The sequence below is a fragment of the Atopobiaceae bacterium genome, assembly GCA_022483015.1.
Lineage (GTDB): Bacteria > Actinomycetota > Coriobacteriia > Coriobacteriales > Atopobiaceae > JALCUE01.
In genome coordinates this window covers 1309882-1324878 of record JAKVOB010000001.1, presented here as the reverse complement: position 1 = coordinate 1324878, position 14997 = coordinate 1309882, and the positions used below count along the sequence as shown (strand labels likewise).

The window sequence follows — 14997 nt, the reverse complement described above, 5'->3', positions numbered from 1 at the left end:
GGCACCCATGGAAACCACGGAGCGGCGCTCGCTCAGGGTCGGCCCCATCAGCCTGCTCACCCTCATCATCGTCATCAGCCTCGCGGTCATGACCGTCCTCACCACCACCACCGTGCAGGCATCGCATGCCATGACCACCCGCGAGCAGACCTCCACAACCGAGGGTTACCTTGCCGAGACGAGCGCGCAGACCTTCCTGGCGAGCCTCGACGAGACGCTCGGCACGGTCAGGGCAAGCGGGACCACGAGCAGGTCGGCAGCCCTTGCCGCCACCACATCGGCCCTCCCCTCCCTCATCGCGGATGCCCAGGACGCCGCTGACGGCGTGACCGTCACGGCCCAGGTGACCGACGACGGGGTGCAGGCGACGTTTTCCACCGAGCACGGGAGGACCTTGGACGTAGAGGTGGAGATCGGCGAGGATGCGAACTACGACATCACGGCATGGAAGCTCACGACGGCACAGGAACAGACGGATGGCGGCGGGACCCTATGGTCCGGCTCGTCGAATGACTGAGGAGTCAGCATGAAACTTGAGGAGCTCTTGCAGCACATGATCGACGAGAAGGCCTCCGACATCTTCATCGAGGCAGGCCTTCCTCTCACCTACCTCGCGAACGGTACCCAGGTGAGGTCCGACACCCCGGCCTACACCCCGGCCGACACCCGCCAGCTCGTCCAGGACCTCTACGAGCTCGCAGGTCAGGACTTCGCCCGCCTCGAGGCCAACGGCAACCATGACGAGGACTTCTCGTTCGCCCTCGCTGGCGTCGGCCGCTTCCGTGCCAACGTCCTGCGGCAGCGCGGCTCGTGGAGCTGCGTGATCCGCATCATCCCGTTCGGCCTCCCCGATGCGACCAAGCTCGGCATCCCCGAGGAGGTCCTGCGCGTGGCCGACCTCCCCAAGGGCCTCGTGCTCGTGACGGGACCCGCCGGTGCCGGCAAGACCACCACCCTGGCCTGCCTCATCGACCGCATCAACCACACCCGTCAGGGCCATGTCATCACCATGGAGGACCCCATCGAGTACGTGCACCATCATGGCACCTGCATCGTGACCCAGCGCGAGGTCCCCACCGACGTGGCCACCTACTCGGAAGCCCTGCGCTCGGCCATGCGCGAGTCCCCCGACGTGATCCTGCTCGGTGAGATGCGCGACGCCGTGACCATCAGTGCCGCGACCACGGCAGCCGAGATGGCCCAGCTGGTCTTCTCGACCCTGCACACCACGAGCGCGAGCGCCACCGTCGACCGCATCGTCGACGCGTTCCCGCCCTCGCAGCAGCGCCAGATTCGCATCCAGCTCTCCATGGTCCTCCAGGCCGTGGTCTGCCAGCAGCTCGTCCGCACCACCGACGGCGGGATCGTCCCTGCCTTCGAGATCATGTACGCCAACACGGCCACGCGCAACCTCGTGCGCGAGGAGAAGACCTACCAGATCGACTCCGTCATCGCGAGCTCAGGGCAGCGAGGGCATGCGCACCATGGACCAGAGCCTGTTCGACCTTGCCCAGGCCGGGCGCATCACGCGTGAGACGGCGCTCTCGTCGGCCACCCACCAGGAGGCCCTCGAGCTGCGCCTCGACGCCGAGAACATCAAGTAGCGAAGGACGCCATGGCACAGGACGCCCCGTCTGCACAGGCAGGCGGGGCGTCCTTCTTTCATCAGTCGGACAGGGGACGTGGCTCCTGTCGCACTATCCCTCGAGCTTGCTCGTGAGGAGCTGGTTGAAGAGCTTGGGGTTGCCGCTGCCCTTCGAGGCCTTCATGCACTGCCCTACCAGGAAGCCCACGACCTTCTTGTTGCCGTCGGCATACTGCTGGACCTGCTCGGTGCAACGCGCCAGGACCTCGTCCACGATGGGCTCGAGCGCGGCGGTGTCGGACACCTGACGCATGCCGCGAGCGTCCACGATCTTCTCGGGGTCCTCGCCGGACTCCGCCATGAGGCCGAATACCTCGCGGCCCTGGGCCGAGCTCAAGGCATCGGACGAGAGGAGCTTGGACAGGCTCGCCACCTGCGCGGGGGTGATGCGGGTCTCGGCGATGCCGATGCCCGAGGCGTTGAGGTAGCCCGTGAGGTCGTTGACCATGACGTTGGCCACGGTCCTCGCGGCCTTCTTGATGGCCTTCCCCTCGGGTGCGCCCACCGCGGACATGGCCTCCTCGAAGAACGCGGCCGTGTCAGGGTCGCCCGCGATCTGCGCGGCATCGTCGGCCTTGAGGCCGAACGTGTCCATGTAGCGGTCTCGCTTGGCGTCGGGGAGCTCGGGCAGCTCGGCCCGGCAATGCTCGATGAAGTCGTCAGTGAGGTCATAGGGGGCGAGGTCGGGGTCTGGGAAGAGCCGGTAGTCGTCGGCGGTCTCCTTCACGCGCATGACCACGGTGCGCTTGCGCGAGGGCTCCCAGTGACGCGTCTCCTGGTAGACGATGCCACCCTCCTCGAGGACCTCCGCCTGACGGCAGATCTCGTACTCGAGGCCGTCATGGAGGCTCTTGAAGGAGTTGATGTTCTTGAGCTCCGTCTTGGTCCCCAGCTTGGTCTCGCCGCGACGACGCAGGCTCACGTTGCCGTCGCAGCGCATGGAGCCATGCTCCATCGAACAGTCAGAGATGCCCAGCGTCAGATAGATGCGACGGAGCTTCTCCATGAAGAGGCGAGCCTCCTCGGGAGTGCGCAGGTCGGGCTCGGTCACGAGCTCGGTCAGGGGCGTGCCGCAGCGGTTGTAGTCGATGAGCGACTCGGTCGCCGCGGTGATGCGCCCCTCCTCGCCACCGAGGTGGTTCATCTTGGCGGCGTCCTCCTCCATGTGGATGCGCAGGATGCGGACGGGCGTGACGTAGGAACCATCAGCGGCCTTGGCCACATGGGCCGAGTCGTCGGGACGCTCGGCCGCGCCCTCGCCTGAGACCTCGAGGTCGAGGTGGCCATACATGCAGAAGGCGACCGGGCCCTGCGTGGTCTGGAAGTTCTTGGCCATGTCGGGATAGAAGTAGTGCTTGCGATAGAACATCGAGTGCTTCTGGATCTCGCAGTTGGTGGCAAGCCCCGCCTTCACGATGGACTCGATGGCGGCCTTGTTGGGCACCGGCAGGGCACCGGGATATCCCAGGCACACCGGGCACACGTTGGTGTTGGGCTCGGCATCGTGCGTGTTGGGGCACGAGCAGAACATCTTGGTCTCGAGCGTGGTGAGCTCGCAGTGGACCTCGAGGCCGATCACGGCCTCCCAGTCCTGGAGCACGTCGGCAAGCTTCCTCATGCCAGGTCACCTCCCCTTCCCGCGAAGTCAGGCGCGACGGTGCCCTCGCAGTCGAAGCCGCGCTCGAGGGCGCGGGCGAACGTGAGCAGGTGACGGTCCTGGAACGAGGGCCCCACGAGCTGCGCCGAGACGGGCAGGTGCGTGTCGCGCCCCAGCCCCAGCGGCACCGAGATGCTGCCGTTGCCGGCGATGTTGCTCGAGATGGTGAACATGTCCGAGAGGTACATCTCGGTCGGGTCCGATATCTCGCCGAACTTGAAGGCCGACCTCGGGCTCGCGGGCATGAGGATGACGTCGACCTTCTCGTAGGCGGCGGCATAGTCAGCCGTGATGAGCGTACGGACCTGCTGGGCCGGGTAGTAGTACTTCTCGTAGACGCCGGCCGAGAGCAGGTAGGCACCCAGGAGCTGACGGCGCTTGGACTCAGGGCCGAAGCCCACCGCACGACTCTTGGAGCTCTGCTCGTCCAGGGTGGCACACCCCGGCTCCTGATAGCCATAGCGCACCCCGTCGAAGCGAGCCAGGTTCGAGAAGGCCTCGCAGGGGCCGATGACGTAGTAGGCCGCGATGGAGGCGTCCAGGTGCGGGAGCTCCACCTCCACGAGCTCGGCCCCCTGGTCCTCGAGGGCCTTGGCCGCGGAGTGGACGGCGGCACGGACCTCGGGCGTGAGGCCCTCGGCCTCCATGAGGCCGGGGATGATGCCCACCTTGGTACCGGCGATGTCGTCCTCGAGGTGCTCGAGGAAGTCGACGGGCTCGTCCTGGCTCGTGCAGTCGTGCGGGTCATGGCCTCCGGCCACGAGCGCGTTCATGGCCAGCGCCACGTCGGCCACATGACGCCCGAAGGGCCCGACCTGGTCGAGCGAGCTGCCGAAGGCCACCACGCCGTAGCGCGAGACCGCCCCGTAGGTCGGCTTCATGCCCACGACGCCACAGAGGCTCGCCGGCTGGCGGATCGAGCCGCCGGTGTCAGACCCCAGTGAGATGGTGACCTCGCCAGAGGCGACCGACGCGGCGCTGCCGCCCGAGGAGCCACCGGGCACGCGCTCGATGTCCCAGGGGTTGTTGGTGCGATGGAAGTGGCTCGTCTCGGTCGAGGAGCCGAAGGCGAACTCGTCCATGTTGGCCTTGCCCATGGGGGTGGCGCCGGCATCGATGAGGCGCTGGACGCATGTGGCGGTATAGGCAGACTCGTAACCCTCGAGCATCTTGGAGGCACATGTGGTGCGTGTGCCCTTGAGGTTCATGTTGTCCTTCACGGCCACGGGGACGCCTGCGAGCGGGCCCACGGGCCTGCCGGCAGCCCGGGCCTCGTCGGTGGCCTTGGCGGCCGCGAGGGCGAGCTCAGGTGCCACCTGGAGGAAGGCCGCGACGTCCCCGTCGCGCGCCTCGATGGCGGCGAGCGAGGCCTGGGCGACCTCGGTTGCCGTGAAGCTGCCGTCGGCCACGCCGGCGGCGATCCGTGCTGCGGGAAGCTGGTCGAAGTTCGCCATCAGGCAGCACCCCCGTCCCCGAGGATGGAGGGCACGCGGAAGGTCCTCTCGCGCGTCGAGGCGGCCGCAGCCAGCGCGTCGGCCGTGTCGAGGCCATGGGCGGCCACGTCGGGACGCATGACGTTGGAGAGGTCACCGATGGGATGGTAGGTGGGCTCCACGCCCTCGAGGTCGTACTTGAGGATGGGGTCGAGCATGTCCACGGCACTGTTGAGGTACGTGGTCATCTCCTCGACCTCGTCGTCCGATAGGGCGATCCTGGCATAGTCCGCGATTCCGCGGACGTCATCTTGGCTGAGCGCCATGGGGCCTCCTTGCCTCTCTGGAATCAGCCGCCCGCACGGTTTGCCCTGCAAGGCGGCATGTCACATGCCGGGACATGCCCGGCGTCGCAATCCGCACCATTCTACGGCAAGAGGGCCACGCAGGAGAGCTTGGGAGCCGCGCCCGTCACAGGCATGTGACATAGGCAGGCGACGCCCCGATGCCACGTCACGCAAGCCAGGGTGACGAAGGCGTAAGCCAGACGTAAGCCACTTCGATGGATGCGCCGGTGCGGTCCTGCGAACATTGGGTCAACAAGAAGAGGACCTACCCGACGAGAGGAACCCACCATGTTCGCAGACCTTCTCACCAGCGCCGTCGCCGCCCGCACCACCCCGAGCAGGAGGGGCGTCAAGCCCGCGCGTCCCTCTCGGCCCATCGCACGCGAGGAGCTCCTCTCGGCCGCGACGATCCGTGAGGTCGCCCGCATCGAGGCGGAGTCGATGGGCCTCGACCTGACGCAGAGGTTCCTCACGGCGTGACGCGGCACCGCTCCCCCGTCGGCACTCGCATGCCGGCACCCTTTGGGCACCCAGAAGGTGCCGCGATGCGAGCATCGACCGTCATCACGACCAACGGCCGCGCGCCCAGAGCCAGGCCCCGAAGCCCACGGCCACGCACGCGACGAAGGTCGAGGCCCCCAACAGGACGGCCTGCACACCGAAGGCGTCGGCAAGCGACGGCGCCACGAGAAGGGGCAGGATGCCGGCCCCCTGGAATCCCGTGCGCATGGTCGCCATCACGCGCCCCATATGGGTGAGGCTCGTGTCGCGCTGCACCAGCGTGAGCTGCAACGGCTCCAGGACACCGAAGCCCAGGCCACAGATTGCCTGACCTGCCACGGCACAGGCGAGCCACGGCGTGCCCACATAGAGCATGCAACCGGTGCCCACCACGAACAGGGCGACGACCACACTCCTGAGGCTCAGGGCACGCTCGGGCAGGCGCAGCATCACGAGCGAGCCGACCACGCAGCCCACCCCCATCACCGCCGTGAGCCAGCCCATCCAGTCGGCGCTCACGCAGAGCACATCACGGTAGTAGAGCGACTCGAGGCTGTCGAAGGCGCCGAAGGCGAAGTAGCCCAGGAAGCCCATCACGAAGAGCGTGCGCAGGAAGCTGCTCGAGAAGGTCACGCGGACGCCCTCGACGAGGTCGGCCATGAAGTGGCCGTTGCCGGGCTCGCCCTCCTCTTCCTGCACGACGGGCTGATAGCGCTCGTGCACGCCAGAGATGACGGCCATGGCCGCCACGGAGGCGACGATGTAGAAGAGGAACACCCGCACCACCGGGAGGAACATCGTGATGAGGCCGCCTATGGCAGGACCTGCCACCACCGAGACGTTGGTCGCGAGCTCGACCAGGCCGTTGGTGCGATGGAGCTTGTCCTCGCCCTCGACGAGGTAGGGAGGGAAGCTCCGGAAGGCCGTCTCCTGGAGGCCGACGGCGCCCCCGAGGAAGACCGCCACCACGAGGATCATCGCGAAGGAGGGCTCCACGAACTGGATGCCCACGGCCACCACGACCCCCAGGGCGAGGGCTGCCAACGCGCACCGCCGTGGGCCGATGCGGTCCACGATGACCCCGCCGGCAAGGTTGCCCACGACGACCATCGTGTTGAGCACGAGCATGAGCATCGAGACCTGGGTGGCATCCGCGGCCAAGGTGTAGGTGGCAAGGCCGAGGATGCCGATGAAATAGGACGAGTCGCCGGCCATACGCTGGCAGAAGCGGGCGATGACGAGCCGGCGCTCGGCTGGTGTGAGGGCACGCAGGGAGCTGCGCGTGGAAGCTATGAGGGACATCGGGAGCTCCAAGGAGGTGAGGAACGGGGATGAAACGGGGCTATGGGCGCAAGGCCATGGGAGAAGGACCCACGGCCGCCCACATATCAGACAGGGCGTGCGAGCTAGTCCTCGCGCGTCCCTGCCTTACCTCGTCCCATTGAGCACATAGGCCCATCCTCCTGGCACCGCCCAAGCATGCCATCCGCATGCGATGGGTCAGATACTACCAGGCGTGCCATGGCATACGCAACCGGGGATGGTCAGTCGTCGTCATGACCCGAGGCAGACAGGCCCCTCTCGACCATGGCGTCCGTCCGCGCACGGTCCTCGGCCACGACCCTCTGCATCCCCTGCCCGAAGGTCGCGGCGAGGATCTGCTGGAAGAGGGTCCCCATCATCACGGGGAACATGGCCTCCCCCGGAAAGTAGGCCGCCGCTATGACGGCACCTGACGAGATGTTGCGCAGACCGCAGTCGAAGCACATCGTGACCGTGGTGGGAAGCGAGAGGTGCCAGGCCCTCGCGATCACCAGGCCCACGAGGAACCCGCAGCTCGCGAAGACGAGGCAGAAGAGCGCCACGGCGACGAGCTCCGGGGTGAGGTTGCGCATGTAGTCCGAGATCTCGGTGGAGTTGGCCGTGATGATGATCATGAGCAGCACCTTGCATGCCGGGGAGATGGCCGGCGAGAGGCGCTTGCTCCCCCATCCGTGCGTGAGGTCGTTCACGAGCATGCCGGCAAGCGCCGGCAGGGCGATCATGAAGAGCATGTCGACCATCATGCCCACCGTGTCGATCTGGACGGACTCGCCCAGGAGCAGCTGGAGCATCGCAGGGATGGTGAGAGGTGCGATCACCGTCGAGACGAGGACGCACGAGAGGCCCAGGGCGGTGTTGCCGCCGAACATGCCGACCCACATGAAGCTCACCACGGCCACGGGGATGGAGTACTCGAGCACGATACCCGTGACCAGGCTCATGTCGTTGCCGAAGAGCAGCCCTGCGAGCAGGCGCGCCACCACGGGCATGGCGACGCTCGTGACGCCCAGGATCACGAGGAGCTGGGCGGGGTGCCTGAAGGTGTCGACCACCTGGCGGAAGGTGTTGTTGAGCGAGCCCTGGAACGTCATGAACGCGAAGAGGGCCGGCACCACGGTCTCGAGCCCACCGAAGACGTCCGGGAACAGGACGCCCGCAGCCACGCAGAACGGTGCGATGAAGGCCATGTGGCTACCGAGGAGACGCCCGAACGAGGACCAACGCTGCATGTGCTAAGGCTCCAGATCAAAGGGATGGGCTCGATTGCTCAAGCGGGCATTAGTACGGGCTATAGGCCGCCGAGAACGAGGAGAGCCTACCGAACGTGATCCCCATGGAAGGGCTCATGGCCTCGATGGTCTTGCCATTCCCGACGTAGATGCCCACATGGCCACTACGCCACACCACATCACCAGGCTGGGCCTCAGAAATCGACTCGTTGCAGCGCGCACCATACCAACCTGAGTAATGCTGACCAGAGATCCCGGCACAGGCCAGGCAATAGGTGACCAAGCCGGAGCAGTCGAAGGTCCTCGAGGATGGGTCATAGGCGGTATAAACATAGGTACCGCCGACCATCGAGTAGGCAGCATCGACCACAGTCGAACGAGCACTGGAGTTCGAACTGCCCGAGCCACCGCCCGAGTTGGAGCTGCCGGAGCCCGAGCCGCCCGAGTTCGAGCTGCCGGAGCCTGAGCCGCCAGAGTTCGAGCTACCGGAGTTCGAGCTACCGGAGTCAGAGCCACCGTCGTTCGCATCACTGCCCGAGTCGGTGGTGCCGGAGTCGTCGGTAGCGTCATCGGTGCCCGCCTCCGCCGCTGCCGAGGCAGCGCTCTGGGCGTCGGCATCGGCCTGTGCCTGCGCTGCGGCGGCCTGGGCGGCCTGCTGCTCGGCGAGCTTGTCCTGGACCTCCTGGCTGAGGCTGCTCACGTAGGTCTCGGCCTCGGAGGCCTGGGCAGAGAGCGTGTCCATGTCGGACTGCTGCTGGTCGGCCAGGGCCTGCTGCTGCGACTGCTGCGTCTGGAGGTCGGCCTGCTTGGCGTCGAGCGCGGTCTGCGCGTCGCGCACCTGCTGGATGGCCTGGGCATCGGACTCGCTCACCTTCGAGGCGTAGTAGACGCGGCTGACGAGGTCGGTGAAGTCTGAGGAGCCAAGGACGATCGAGAGCAGGTTGGTGCCGCCGGTCTTGTAGTTCGACCTCACACGATCCGAGAGCGTGGACTGGGCCGAGGAGAGGTTGGCCTGCTCGGTCTGGATGTCGCTCTGCGTCTGCTCGATGTCTGAGTTGGTCTGGTCGAGCTGCACCTGGGTGTCATTGAGCGCCTCCGAGGCCTCCTCGGCCTGTGCGTAGATGTCGTCGAGGTGTGCGCTCGCCGTGTCGAGCTGGGCCTGGAGGTCTGAGGTCTCGTCAGCCCGGGCGACGGTCGGAGCCACGCCTATGACGCCGCAGACGAGGGCCGCACACGCGGCACCCGCCACGAGCGCCCTCGTGAGGCGTCCGGTCACATGGTCGACCCTCTGTGCACCAAAGAGACCCAAACGGACTCTCCCCCTCTTCCTATCCAAGGTACCCGCCGCCGATGAGCCTGCCGCCGTCCCAGATGGCGCCCTTGTGGACCACGGGCTCCACGGCCTCGATGATCTGGCCGTCTCCTGCGTAGATGGCCACGTGACCGGTCCAGAAGACGAGGTCACCAGCCTGCAGGTTCGAGATCGACGTCTGGTTGAACATGCTGCGCTGCGCGCTGGAGCTGTGAGGCAGCGAGATGCCTGCCTGCCCGTAACAGTACATGGTGAACCCGGAGCAGTCGAAGGCGGACCCGGGACTGCACGCAGCCCATACATAGCTCACACCAAGCTGAGAGTAGGCTGCCGAGAGGATCGCGCTGCGCTGCGAGTCGGTGAGGGCCCCGCCCGTGTAGGTGCTGGTACCAGGGGTGTAGGTGTACGAGGACTGGGCCTGCGCACGGGCTGCCGCGGCGGCCGCCTCGCGCTCCTCGGTGATCTTGTCCTGGACCTGCTGGCTCAGGCTGCTGACATAGCTCTGCTGCTCGGCCTGCTGCTGCTCGAAGGTGGCCTTCTGGGAGTCCAGGGCGGCCTTCTGGGTCTCGAGGTCGGCCTTCTGCTGGTTCTGTTGGTCGAGAAGGGACTGCTGCTGGGCCTTCTGGTCCTCCAGCTGGGCCTTCTGGTCCTCCAGCTGGGCCTTGAGGTCCTTCACCTGCTGGATGATGTCCTGGTCGGACTGGCTGATCTTGCCGGCATAGTAGACGTTGTTGATGAGCTCCTCGAGGCTGGAGGAGTCCAGCACGACGGAGAGCAGGCTGTCCTCGCCACCGGACTTGTACGTCGCCGAGATGCGCTTGGAGAGGACCTCCTGCGCGGCATCGAGGTCGGCCTGCTTCTTGGTGATGTCGGCCTCGGTCTGGTCGATCTGCGTCTGGGTGTCGTTGAGCTGAGTGGTCGTGGCGTCTATCTCGGACTGCTTCTGGTCGAGTTGGTACTGGGCGTCATTGACCTGCTCGCTGGTCTGCTCGAGCTGGGCATTGAGGGTGTCGAGCTGGGTGTTGGCCGCATCGAGCTGGCTCTGCAGCTCTGCGGACGTGTCTGCCGAGGCCTCGCGAGGTACGGCGCACAGCCCCAGGACAAGTGCCAGGAGGGCGAACAGCGTTGCTCGGATGAGGTTGGTTCGGCTCACGGGGCTCTCTTTCGATACGGGTGCGGTTATGGCAACGGCGAGCCAACGCCGATACGCATATGATACCCAGCCCCGAGCACGATTGGCAAATAACCTGTAAGGGATGTGACGGAATGACCTTGCTCTCTCCATACGCCTTGAGGGTTGCTCCAGGGTTGGCCTCTCGCAGGTTTTCCTCAACACAAAGGGGGCCGGCCATATGGCCGACCCCCTCATTAAGCGACTGACTCGAAGCGACCTTGCGACTAGTTCCAGCCCTTGCCGTTGGAGCCGAACTCCTCGATGAGCTCCTTGGTGCGGGTCGTGATTGCCTCGCGGCCGGGCTTCATGAGCTTGCGGGGGTCATAGCCCTTGCCCTGCTGGTCGGCACCGGACTCGATGTACTTGCGCGTGGCCTCGGCGAAGACGACCTGGAGGTCGGTGTTGACGTTGACCTTGCAGATGCCCAGGGAGATGGCCTTCTTGACCTGGTCGACGGGGATGCCGGTGCCGCCGTGGAGCACGAGGGGCAGGGTGCCCGTCTTGGCCTTGATGGCTGCGAGGGCGTCGAAGGACAGGCCAGCCCAGTTGGCGGGGTACAGGCCGTGGATGTTGCCGATGCCGCAGGCGAGGAAGTCGACGCCCAGGTCCGCGATCTGCTTGCACTCGTCGGGATTGGCGATCTCACCCTGTGCGGTGACGCCGTCCTCGGTGCCGCCGATGCCGCCGACCTCGGCCTCGATGGAGATGCCCTTGCTGTGGGCAAGCTTCACGAGCTCCTTGGTGTGGTCGAGGTTGATCTGGAAGCTCTCCTCGTGAGAGCCGTCATACATGATGGAGGTGAAGCCTGCGTCGATGCACTTGAAGCAGTCCTCGTAGGTACCATGGTCGAGGTGCATGGCCACGGGGACGGTGATGCCCTTGGTCTCGACGAGGGTGTGGACGATCTCTGAGACCATCTTGAAGCTGGTCTGCCACTTGGAGGCACCGCTGGTGCACTGGATGATGACCGGGGACTGCTCCTCCTCGGCGGCGTTCAGGATGGCGTCTGCCCACTCAAGGTTGTTGGTGTTGAAGGCGCCAACACCATAATGGCCGGCCTCGGCCTTCTGAAGCATGTCGGTTGCGTTGACGAGCATGTGATACCTCCATAGTCGATGGAACACATAGGACCACTCACGCCCCTCATCATAGCGCTAGTTGGGCGTTCGGGACGCACATGATGGAGCGATTGGGAGCGTTGCGCGGTTAGCGCACATGGCACCCACCCCTCCCCAGCAGGAGCGGAGAGCCCTACTGTGCCGCCTCGCAGTCAGGCGTGGTGCGTACCGTGAGGTCGGTCGTTGCCGTGGCAGGGGTCGTCACGGTGTAGGTGATGGTGGTCGAGTCTCCCCCCTCGGTCTGGACGAGCGAGGACCACACGTCGAGGCCCGAGATGGACCCCTCCGTGAACGTCCACCCTCCACTGGCCGAGACGTTCGAGATCGACCCACCGGCCGGGGCATAGAGGTAGACGTGCGTGATCATGTCGGTACGGTCGCGCTTGAGCGTGTTGTAGCCATAGACATAGGCTGGGGCCGTCGAGGCGATGTTCGTGGTGAACGAGTTGGCGAGCGTCGTCGTGACCTGATAGGACCTGGTGCCGTCCGCATTGGCGGTCGCAGCGCCCACCTGGGTGGTCGTCGAGAGATACCAGCAGATCTTGGACCAGGTCTCGTCATCGAGGTACACGCCGAGCACCGGCTTCGTCACATCGGTGGAGATCGATCCCGTGATGCCCAGGCCCTCGAGCGCGGCCTCCTCCGTGTCGTCGGCCATCCAGACCTGGATCCTATGGTCTGAGATCGAGGACTTGAGCGTGGTCGCGAGGCTCTTGATGCTCACCTTCCCGATGTTCGAGAAGAACTGCTTGAACGACTGGCCGGCCACGGAGGCGAAGAAGGCGTCCTGCTCGTCGACGGGCAGGTTCCAATAGGTATCGGAGAGGAGCACGCGAGCCGCGTTGGTGCCGTCCACGGTGCTGCCGTCCGCGGCCGTGAACCCTCCCACGAGCTTGAGGACGTTCTGGAGGAACACCGGGTCGATCGCGACCACGCCATCGACGGAGGAGCCACCCCGAATCTGCCAGTACTCGCTCATGAGCTGGGCGGCACGCGTGAAGTCCGGGGTGTAGTTGGAGTTGCCGGGGCTCTGCTTCAGACCCGTGCCGAAGAGGGCCTCCTCCTCGTCAGTGATGGAAGGCTGCTGGTCGGCGGTAACGCTCGTGGTCTGGATGGAGGCGAAGTCACCCAAGGTCATCTTTCCGTCGGTCACGCTGAGCGTTCCCCATGACCCCGGGAAGCCGCCTGTGGCACGGATCTCGGCGTTGTTCTGCGCCACGATGAGGTAGGTGCGCGTCTGGCCATTGCCACCGAGCATCTGAGGTAGGTAGGGGGCAACCTGGTTGGCCGAGCTCAGCAGGGACTCCGCCTTGGGGAAGAGCTCCTTGACCTTGTCCACGGCCTTCGTGAGCTGGTCGACATGGGTCTCGGGGAGCGCGTCGACCGTCGCGGCGTTACGTGAGATGACCGGCTCTACCTCCCCCAGCACCGTCGCGACGTCCTGCAACGAGGCGACGTCGATGCTGCCGTCGTCGCCCACGATGTTCTTGACGTTGAGGCTCGGAAGCTGGTCGGAGACGGGGGCCACGGCGTTCTGGGCGACGTCATCGAGCACGTCCACCAGCTCGCGGGCCGCCTTGACGTCAGAGCCATAGACCGGCACATGCTCGGCGAGAGCCCAGAGCACGCCCGAGGTCTCCTTCTTCATCTCGGCCGACTTGGCCACTATGTCATCGGCCGCCGTCTGTGCCTCGTCCGTGTTGCCGGCCAGGACCTTGTCCTTCATCGTGGAGACGTCCTGGATCGCCACGGTGGCGTCGGCCTTCACGACCTTGACGGACTCATAGAGCTGGAGGCCCGAGAACCCGACGACCCCCAGGAGCACGAGGATGACCACGAGTACGACAGGCCATACATGATGGCGCCTCTTGGGCTCCTTGAACCGGACCTCGGACCCTCCATGGCCACGCGACTTCACGCGATCGAGCTCGCTGGCATAGGCGCTGGACGAGGTCTCGCGCGATGTGGCGTATGGACTCGCCGAACGGCCGGCCGAAGGGGCCGCACCGTCGTTTGCGAAGTGGCGTCCGCCACGCGATGTGTTTGCCATGGGACCAATCTCCTGGTTACTGACGGAAGGAACGACTACCTACCAGCGTACATCCTGGTGTAGTAGTCCTGGTAGGCACCACTCGTGACGTGGGCCATCCACTCCTCGTGGGCAAGGTACCAGTCGATGGTCTTGACGATGCCATCCGCGAAGCACGTCTCGGGAAGCCACCCCAGCTCTGAGTGGATCTTGTCGGGGGCGATGGCATAGCGACGGTCATGGCCCTTGCGGTCCGTGACGTGCTCGATGAGGTCCTCGGTGATGGCGGCATCGCCCGTGGCCTTGGCGACCTCGCGGATGATGATCCTGACGATGTCGATGTTGGCCATCTCGTTGTGGCCGCCCACGTTGTAGGACTCCCCCAGCCGGCCCTTCTGCAGCACGAGGTCGATGGCCTTGCAGTGGTCGTCCACATAGAGCCAGTCACGGACGTTGAGGCCATCGCCGTACACGGGGAGCTTCTCGTGGTGCAGGGCGTTGTTGATCATGAGCGGGATGAGCTTCTCGGGGAACTGGTACGGGCCGTAGTTGTTGGAGCAGCGCGTGACCAGGCAGGGCATGCCGTAGGTGTCGTGGTAGGCATGGGTGAAGAAGTCGGCCGATGCCTTGGAAGCCGAGTAGGGCGAGTGGGGCGAGAGGGGCGTGTCCTCACGGAAGAACGTGTCAGGTCGGTCGAGCGAGAGGGTGCCATAGACCTCGTCCGTGGAGACCTGCAGGAAGCGCCTGCCCTCCTTGAACGAGCCGTCATCGAGCTGCCAGGCGGCCTTGGCGGCGTTCAGCATGGTGACCGCGCCACCCACGTTGGTCTCGGCGAAGATCTCGGGGTTCGAGATCGAGCGGTCCACATGGCTCTCGGCGGCGAAGTTGACCACGAAGTCGGGGTCGTAGTCCGAGAAGACCTTGTCCATGGCCGCGCGGTCGCAGATGTCGGCCTGCACGAAGGTGTAGCGCGGGTCGGACTCGACCGAGGAGAGGTTCTCGAGGTTGCCGGCATAGGTGAGCTTGTCGACGTTCACCACGCGGCAGTCCGGATGCTCGGCGAGCATGCGGAGCACGAAGTTGGAACCGATGAAGCCGGCACCGCCGGTCACGAGGTAGGTCTTGTTCGACATGATGTGCTCCCCTGAGAATCAGATGAATGGTCACTACTGCATATAGCATACGGCAGAAGCGCGCGGCGCGACCAAATCTATGAAGACAACGGAGGC

Annotated in this window: 13 protein-coding genes; 3 read left to right on the top strand and 10 right to left on the bottom strand. The window is 65.6% G+C overall.

Going from position 1 to position 14997, the window contains the following annotated elements; translation table 11 throughout:
• Positions 1–7: 7 nt before the first annotated feature.
• Together LKE50_05605 and LKE50_05600 are read left to right on the top strand one after the other, a co-directional pair.
• Positions 8–517 carry a hypothetical protein gene (locus LKE50_05605; GenBank protein MCH3968082.1) on the top strand — a complete coding sequence of 170 codons (510 nt, stop codon included), beginning with the start codon at positions 8–10 and terminating at the stop codon, positions 515–517.
• Positions 518–526: 9 nt separating this feature from the next.
• Positions 527–1534 carry a PilT/PilU family type 4a pilus ATPase gene (locus LKE50_05600; protein MCH3968081.1) on the top strand — a complete coding sequence of 336 codons (1008 nt, stop codon included), beginning with the start codon at positions 527–529 and terminating at the stop codon, positions 1532–1534.
• A gap of 163 nt (positions 1535–1697) precedes the next feature.
• Here the strand turns inward: LKE50_05600 and gatB are convergent, their stop codons facing one another.
• Genes gatB through gatC form a run of 3 tightly spaced genes read right to left on the bottom strand, consistent with a single transcriptional unit; the run spans position 1698 to position 5061 of the window.
• Entirely contained in the window at positions 1698–3263 is a 1566-nt protein-coding gene (gene gatB, locus LKE50_05595) for an Asp-tRNA(Asn)/Glu-tRNA(Gln) amidotransferase subunit GatB (protein MCH3968080.1), read from the bottom strand.
• Positions 3260–4756 carry an Asp-tRNA(Asn)/Glu-tRNA(Gln) amidotransferase subunit GatA gene (gatA, locus tag LKE50_05590; GenBank protein ID MCH3968079.1) on the bottom strand — a complete coding sequence of 499 codons (1497 nt, stop codon included), beginning with the start codon at positions 4754–4756 and terminating at the stop codon, positions 3260–3262. Before gatA ends, gatB begins: the two co-directional genes overlap by 4 nt.
• The gene (gene gatC, locus LKE50_05585; protein ID MCH3968078.1) at positions 4756–5061 is read right to left on the bottom strand and encodes an Asp-tRNA(Asn)/Glu-tRNA(Gln) amidotransferase subunit GatC; all 306 of its coding nucleotides are present in this window, start codon (positions 5059–5061) and stop codon (positions 4756–4758) included. Before gatC ends, gatA begins: the two co-directional genes overlap by 1 nt.
• 309 nt (positions 5062–5370) lie before the next feature.
• Between gatC and LKE50_05580 the strand changes: the two genes are divergently transcribed.
• The gene (locus tag LKE50_05580) at positions 5371–5562 is read left to right on the top strand and encodes a hypothetical protein (GenBank protein MCH3968077.1); all 192 of its coding nucleotides are present in this window, start codon (positions 5371–5373) and stop codon (positions 5560–5562) included.
• An 84-nt stretch (positions 5563–5646) separates the two neighbouring features.
• On the opposite strand, the gene LKE50_05575 is transcribed toward LKE50_05580, so the two are convergent.
• From LKE50_05575 to rfbB, 7 genes are all read right to left on the bottom strand, one after another.
• Positions 5647–6885, bottom strand: a complete 1239-nt coding sequence (locus tag LKE50_05575; GenBank protein MCH3968076.1) for an MFS transporter — start codon at positions 6883–6885, stop codon at positions 5647–5649.
• A 242-nt stretch (positions 6886–7127) separates the two neighbouring features.
• Positions 7128–8135 (bottom strand): bile acid:sodium symporter family protein, encoded by a 1008-nt coding sequence (locus LKE50_05570; protein MCH3968075.1) that lies wholly within the window; start codon positions 8133–8135, stop codon positions 7128–7130.
• A 49-nt stretch (positions 8136–8184) separates the two neighbouring features.
• Entirely contained in the window at positions 8185–9444 is a 1260-nt protein-coding gene (locus LKE50_05565) for an NlpC/P60 family protein (GenBank protein ID MCH3968074.1), read from the bottom strand.
• A 19-nt stretch (positions 9445–9463) separates the two neighbouring features.
• Positions 9464–10600 carry an NlpC/P60 family protein gene (locus tag LKE50_05560; protein ID MCH3968073.1) on the bottom strand — a complete coding sequence of 379 codons (1137 nt, stop codon included), beginning with the start codon at positions 10598–10600 and terminating at the stop codon, positions 9464–9466.
• A gap of 245 nt (positions 10601–10845) precedes the next feature.
• Positions 10846–11718 carry a class II fructose-1,6-bisphosphate aldolase gene (gene fba / locus LKE50_05555; GenBank protein MCH3968072.1) on the bottom strand — a complete coding sequence of 291 codons (873 nt, stop codon included), beginning with the start codon at positions 11716–11718 and terminating at the stop codon, positions 10846–10848.
• A gap of 154 nt (positions 11719–11872) precedes the next feature.
• A complete protein-coding gene (locus LKE50_05550) occupies positions 11873–13789 on the bottom strand; it encodes a DUF4012 domain-containing protein (protein ID MCH3968071.1) in 1917 nt (638 codons plus the stop codon).
• 35 nt (positions 13790–13824) lie between these two features.
• A complete protein-coding gene (rfbB, locus tag LKE50_05545) occupies positions 13825–14901 on the bottom strand; it encodes a dTDP-glucose 4,6-dehydratase (protein ID MCH3968070.1) in 1077 nt (358 codons plus the stop codon).
• Between the last annotated feature and the right edge of the window lie 96 nt (positions 14902–14997).

Bases quoted from the DNA above. Each gene is read 5' to 3' on its own strand.
- LKE50_05575 (MCH3968076.1), bottom strand. From the start codon at position 6,885: ATGTCCCTCATAGCTTCCACGCGCAGCTCCCTGCGTGCCCTCACACCA.
- LKE50_05570 (MCH3968075.1), bottom strand. From the start codon at position 8,135: ATGCAGCGTTGGTCCTCGTTCGGGCGTCTCCTCGGTAGCCACATGGCC.
- fba (MCH3968072.1), bottom strand. From the start codon at position 11,718: ATGCTCGTCAACGCAACCGACATGCTTCAGAAGGCCGAGGCCGGCCAT.
- rfbB (MCH3968070.1), bottom strand. From the start codon at position 14,901: ATGTCGAACAAGACCTACCTCGTGACCGGCGGTGCCGGCTTCATCGGT.
- LKE50_05550 (MCH3968071.1), bottom strand. From the start codon at position 13,789: ATGGCAAACACATCGCGTGGCGGACGCCACTTCGCAAACGACGGTGCG.
- gatC (MCH3968078.1), bottom strand. From the start codon at position 5,061: ATGGCGCTCAGCCAAGATGACGTCCGCGGAATCGCGGACTATGCCAGG.
- LKE50_05580 (MCH3968077.1), top strand. From the start codon at position 5,371: ATGTTCGCAGACCTTCTCACCAGCGCCGTCGCCGCCCGCACCACCCCG.
- gatA (MCH3968079.1), bottom strand. From the start codon at position 4,756: ATGGCGAACTTCGACCAGCTTCCCGCAGCACGGATCGCCGCCGGCGTG.
- LKE50_05605 (MCH3968082.1), top strand. From the start codon at position 8: ATGGAAACCACGGAGCGGCGCTCGCTCAGGGTCGGCCCCATCAGCCTG.
- LKE50_05600 (MCH3968081.1), top strand. From the start codon at position 527: ATGAAACTTGAGGAGCTCTTGCAGCACATGATCGACGAGAAGGCCTCC.
- gatB (MCH3968080.1), bottom strand. From the start codon at position 3,263: ATGAGGAAGCTTGCCGACGTGCTCCAGGACTGGGAGGCCGTGATCGGC.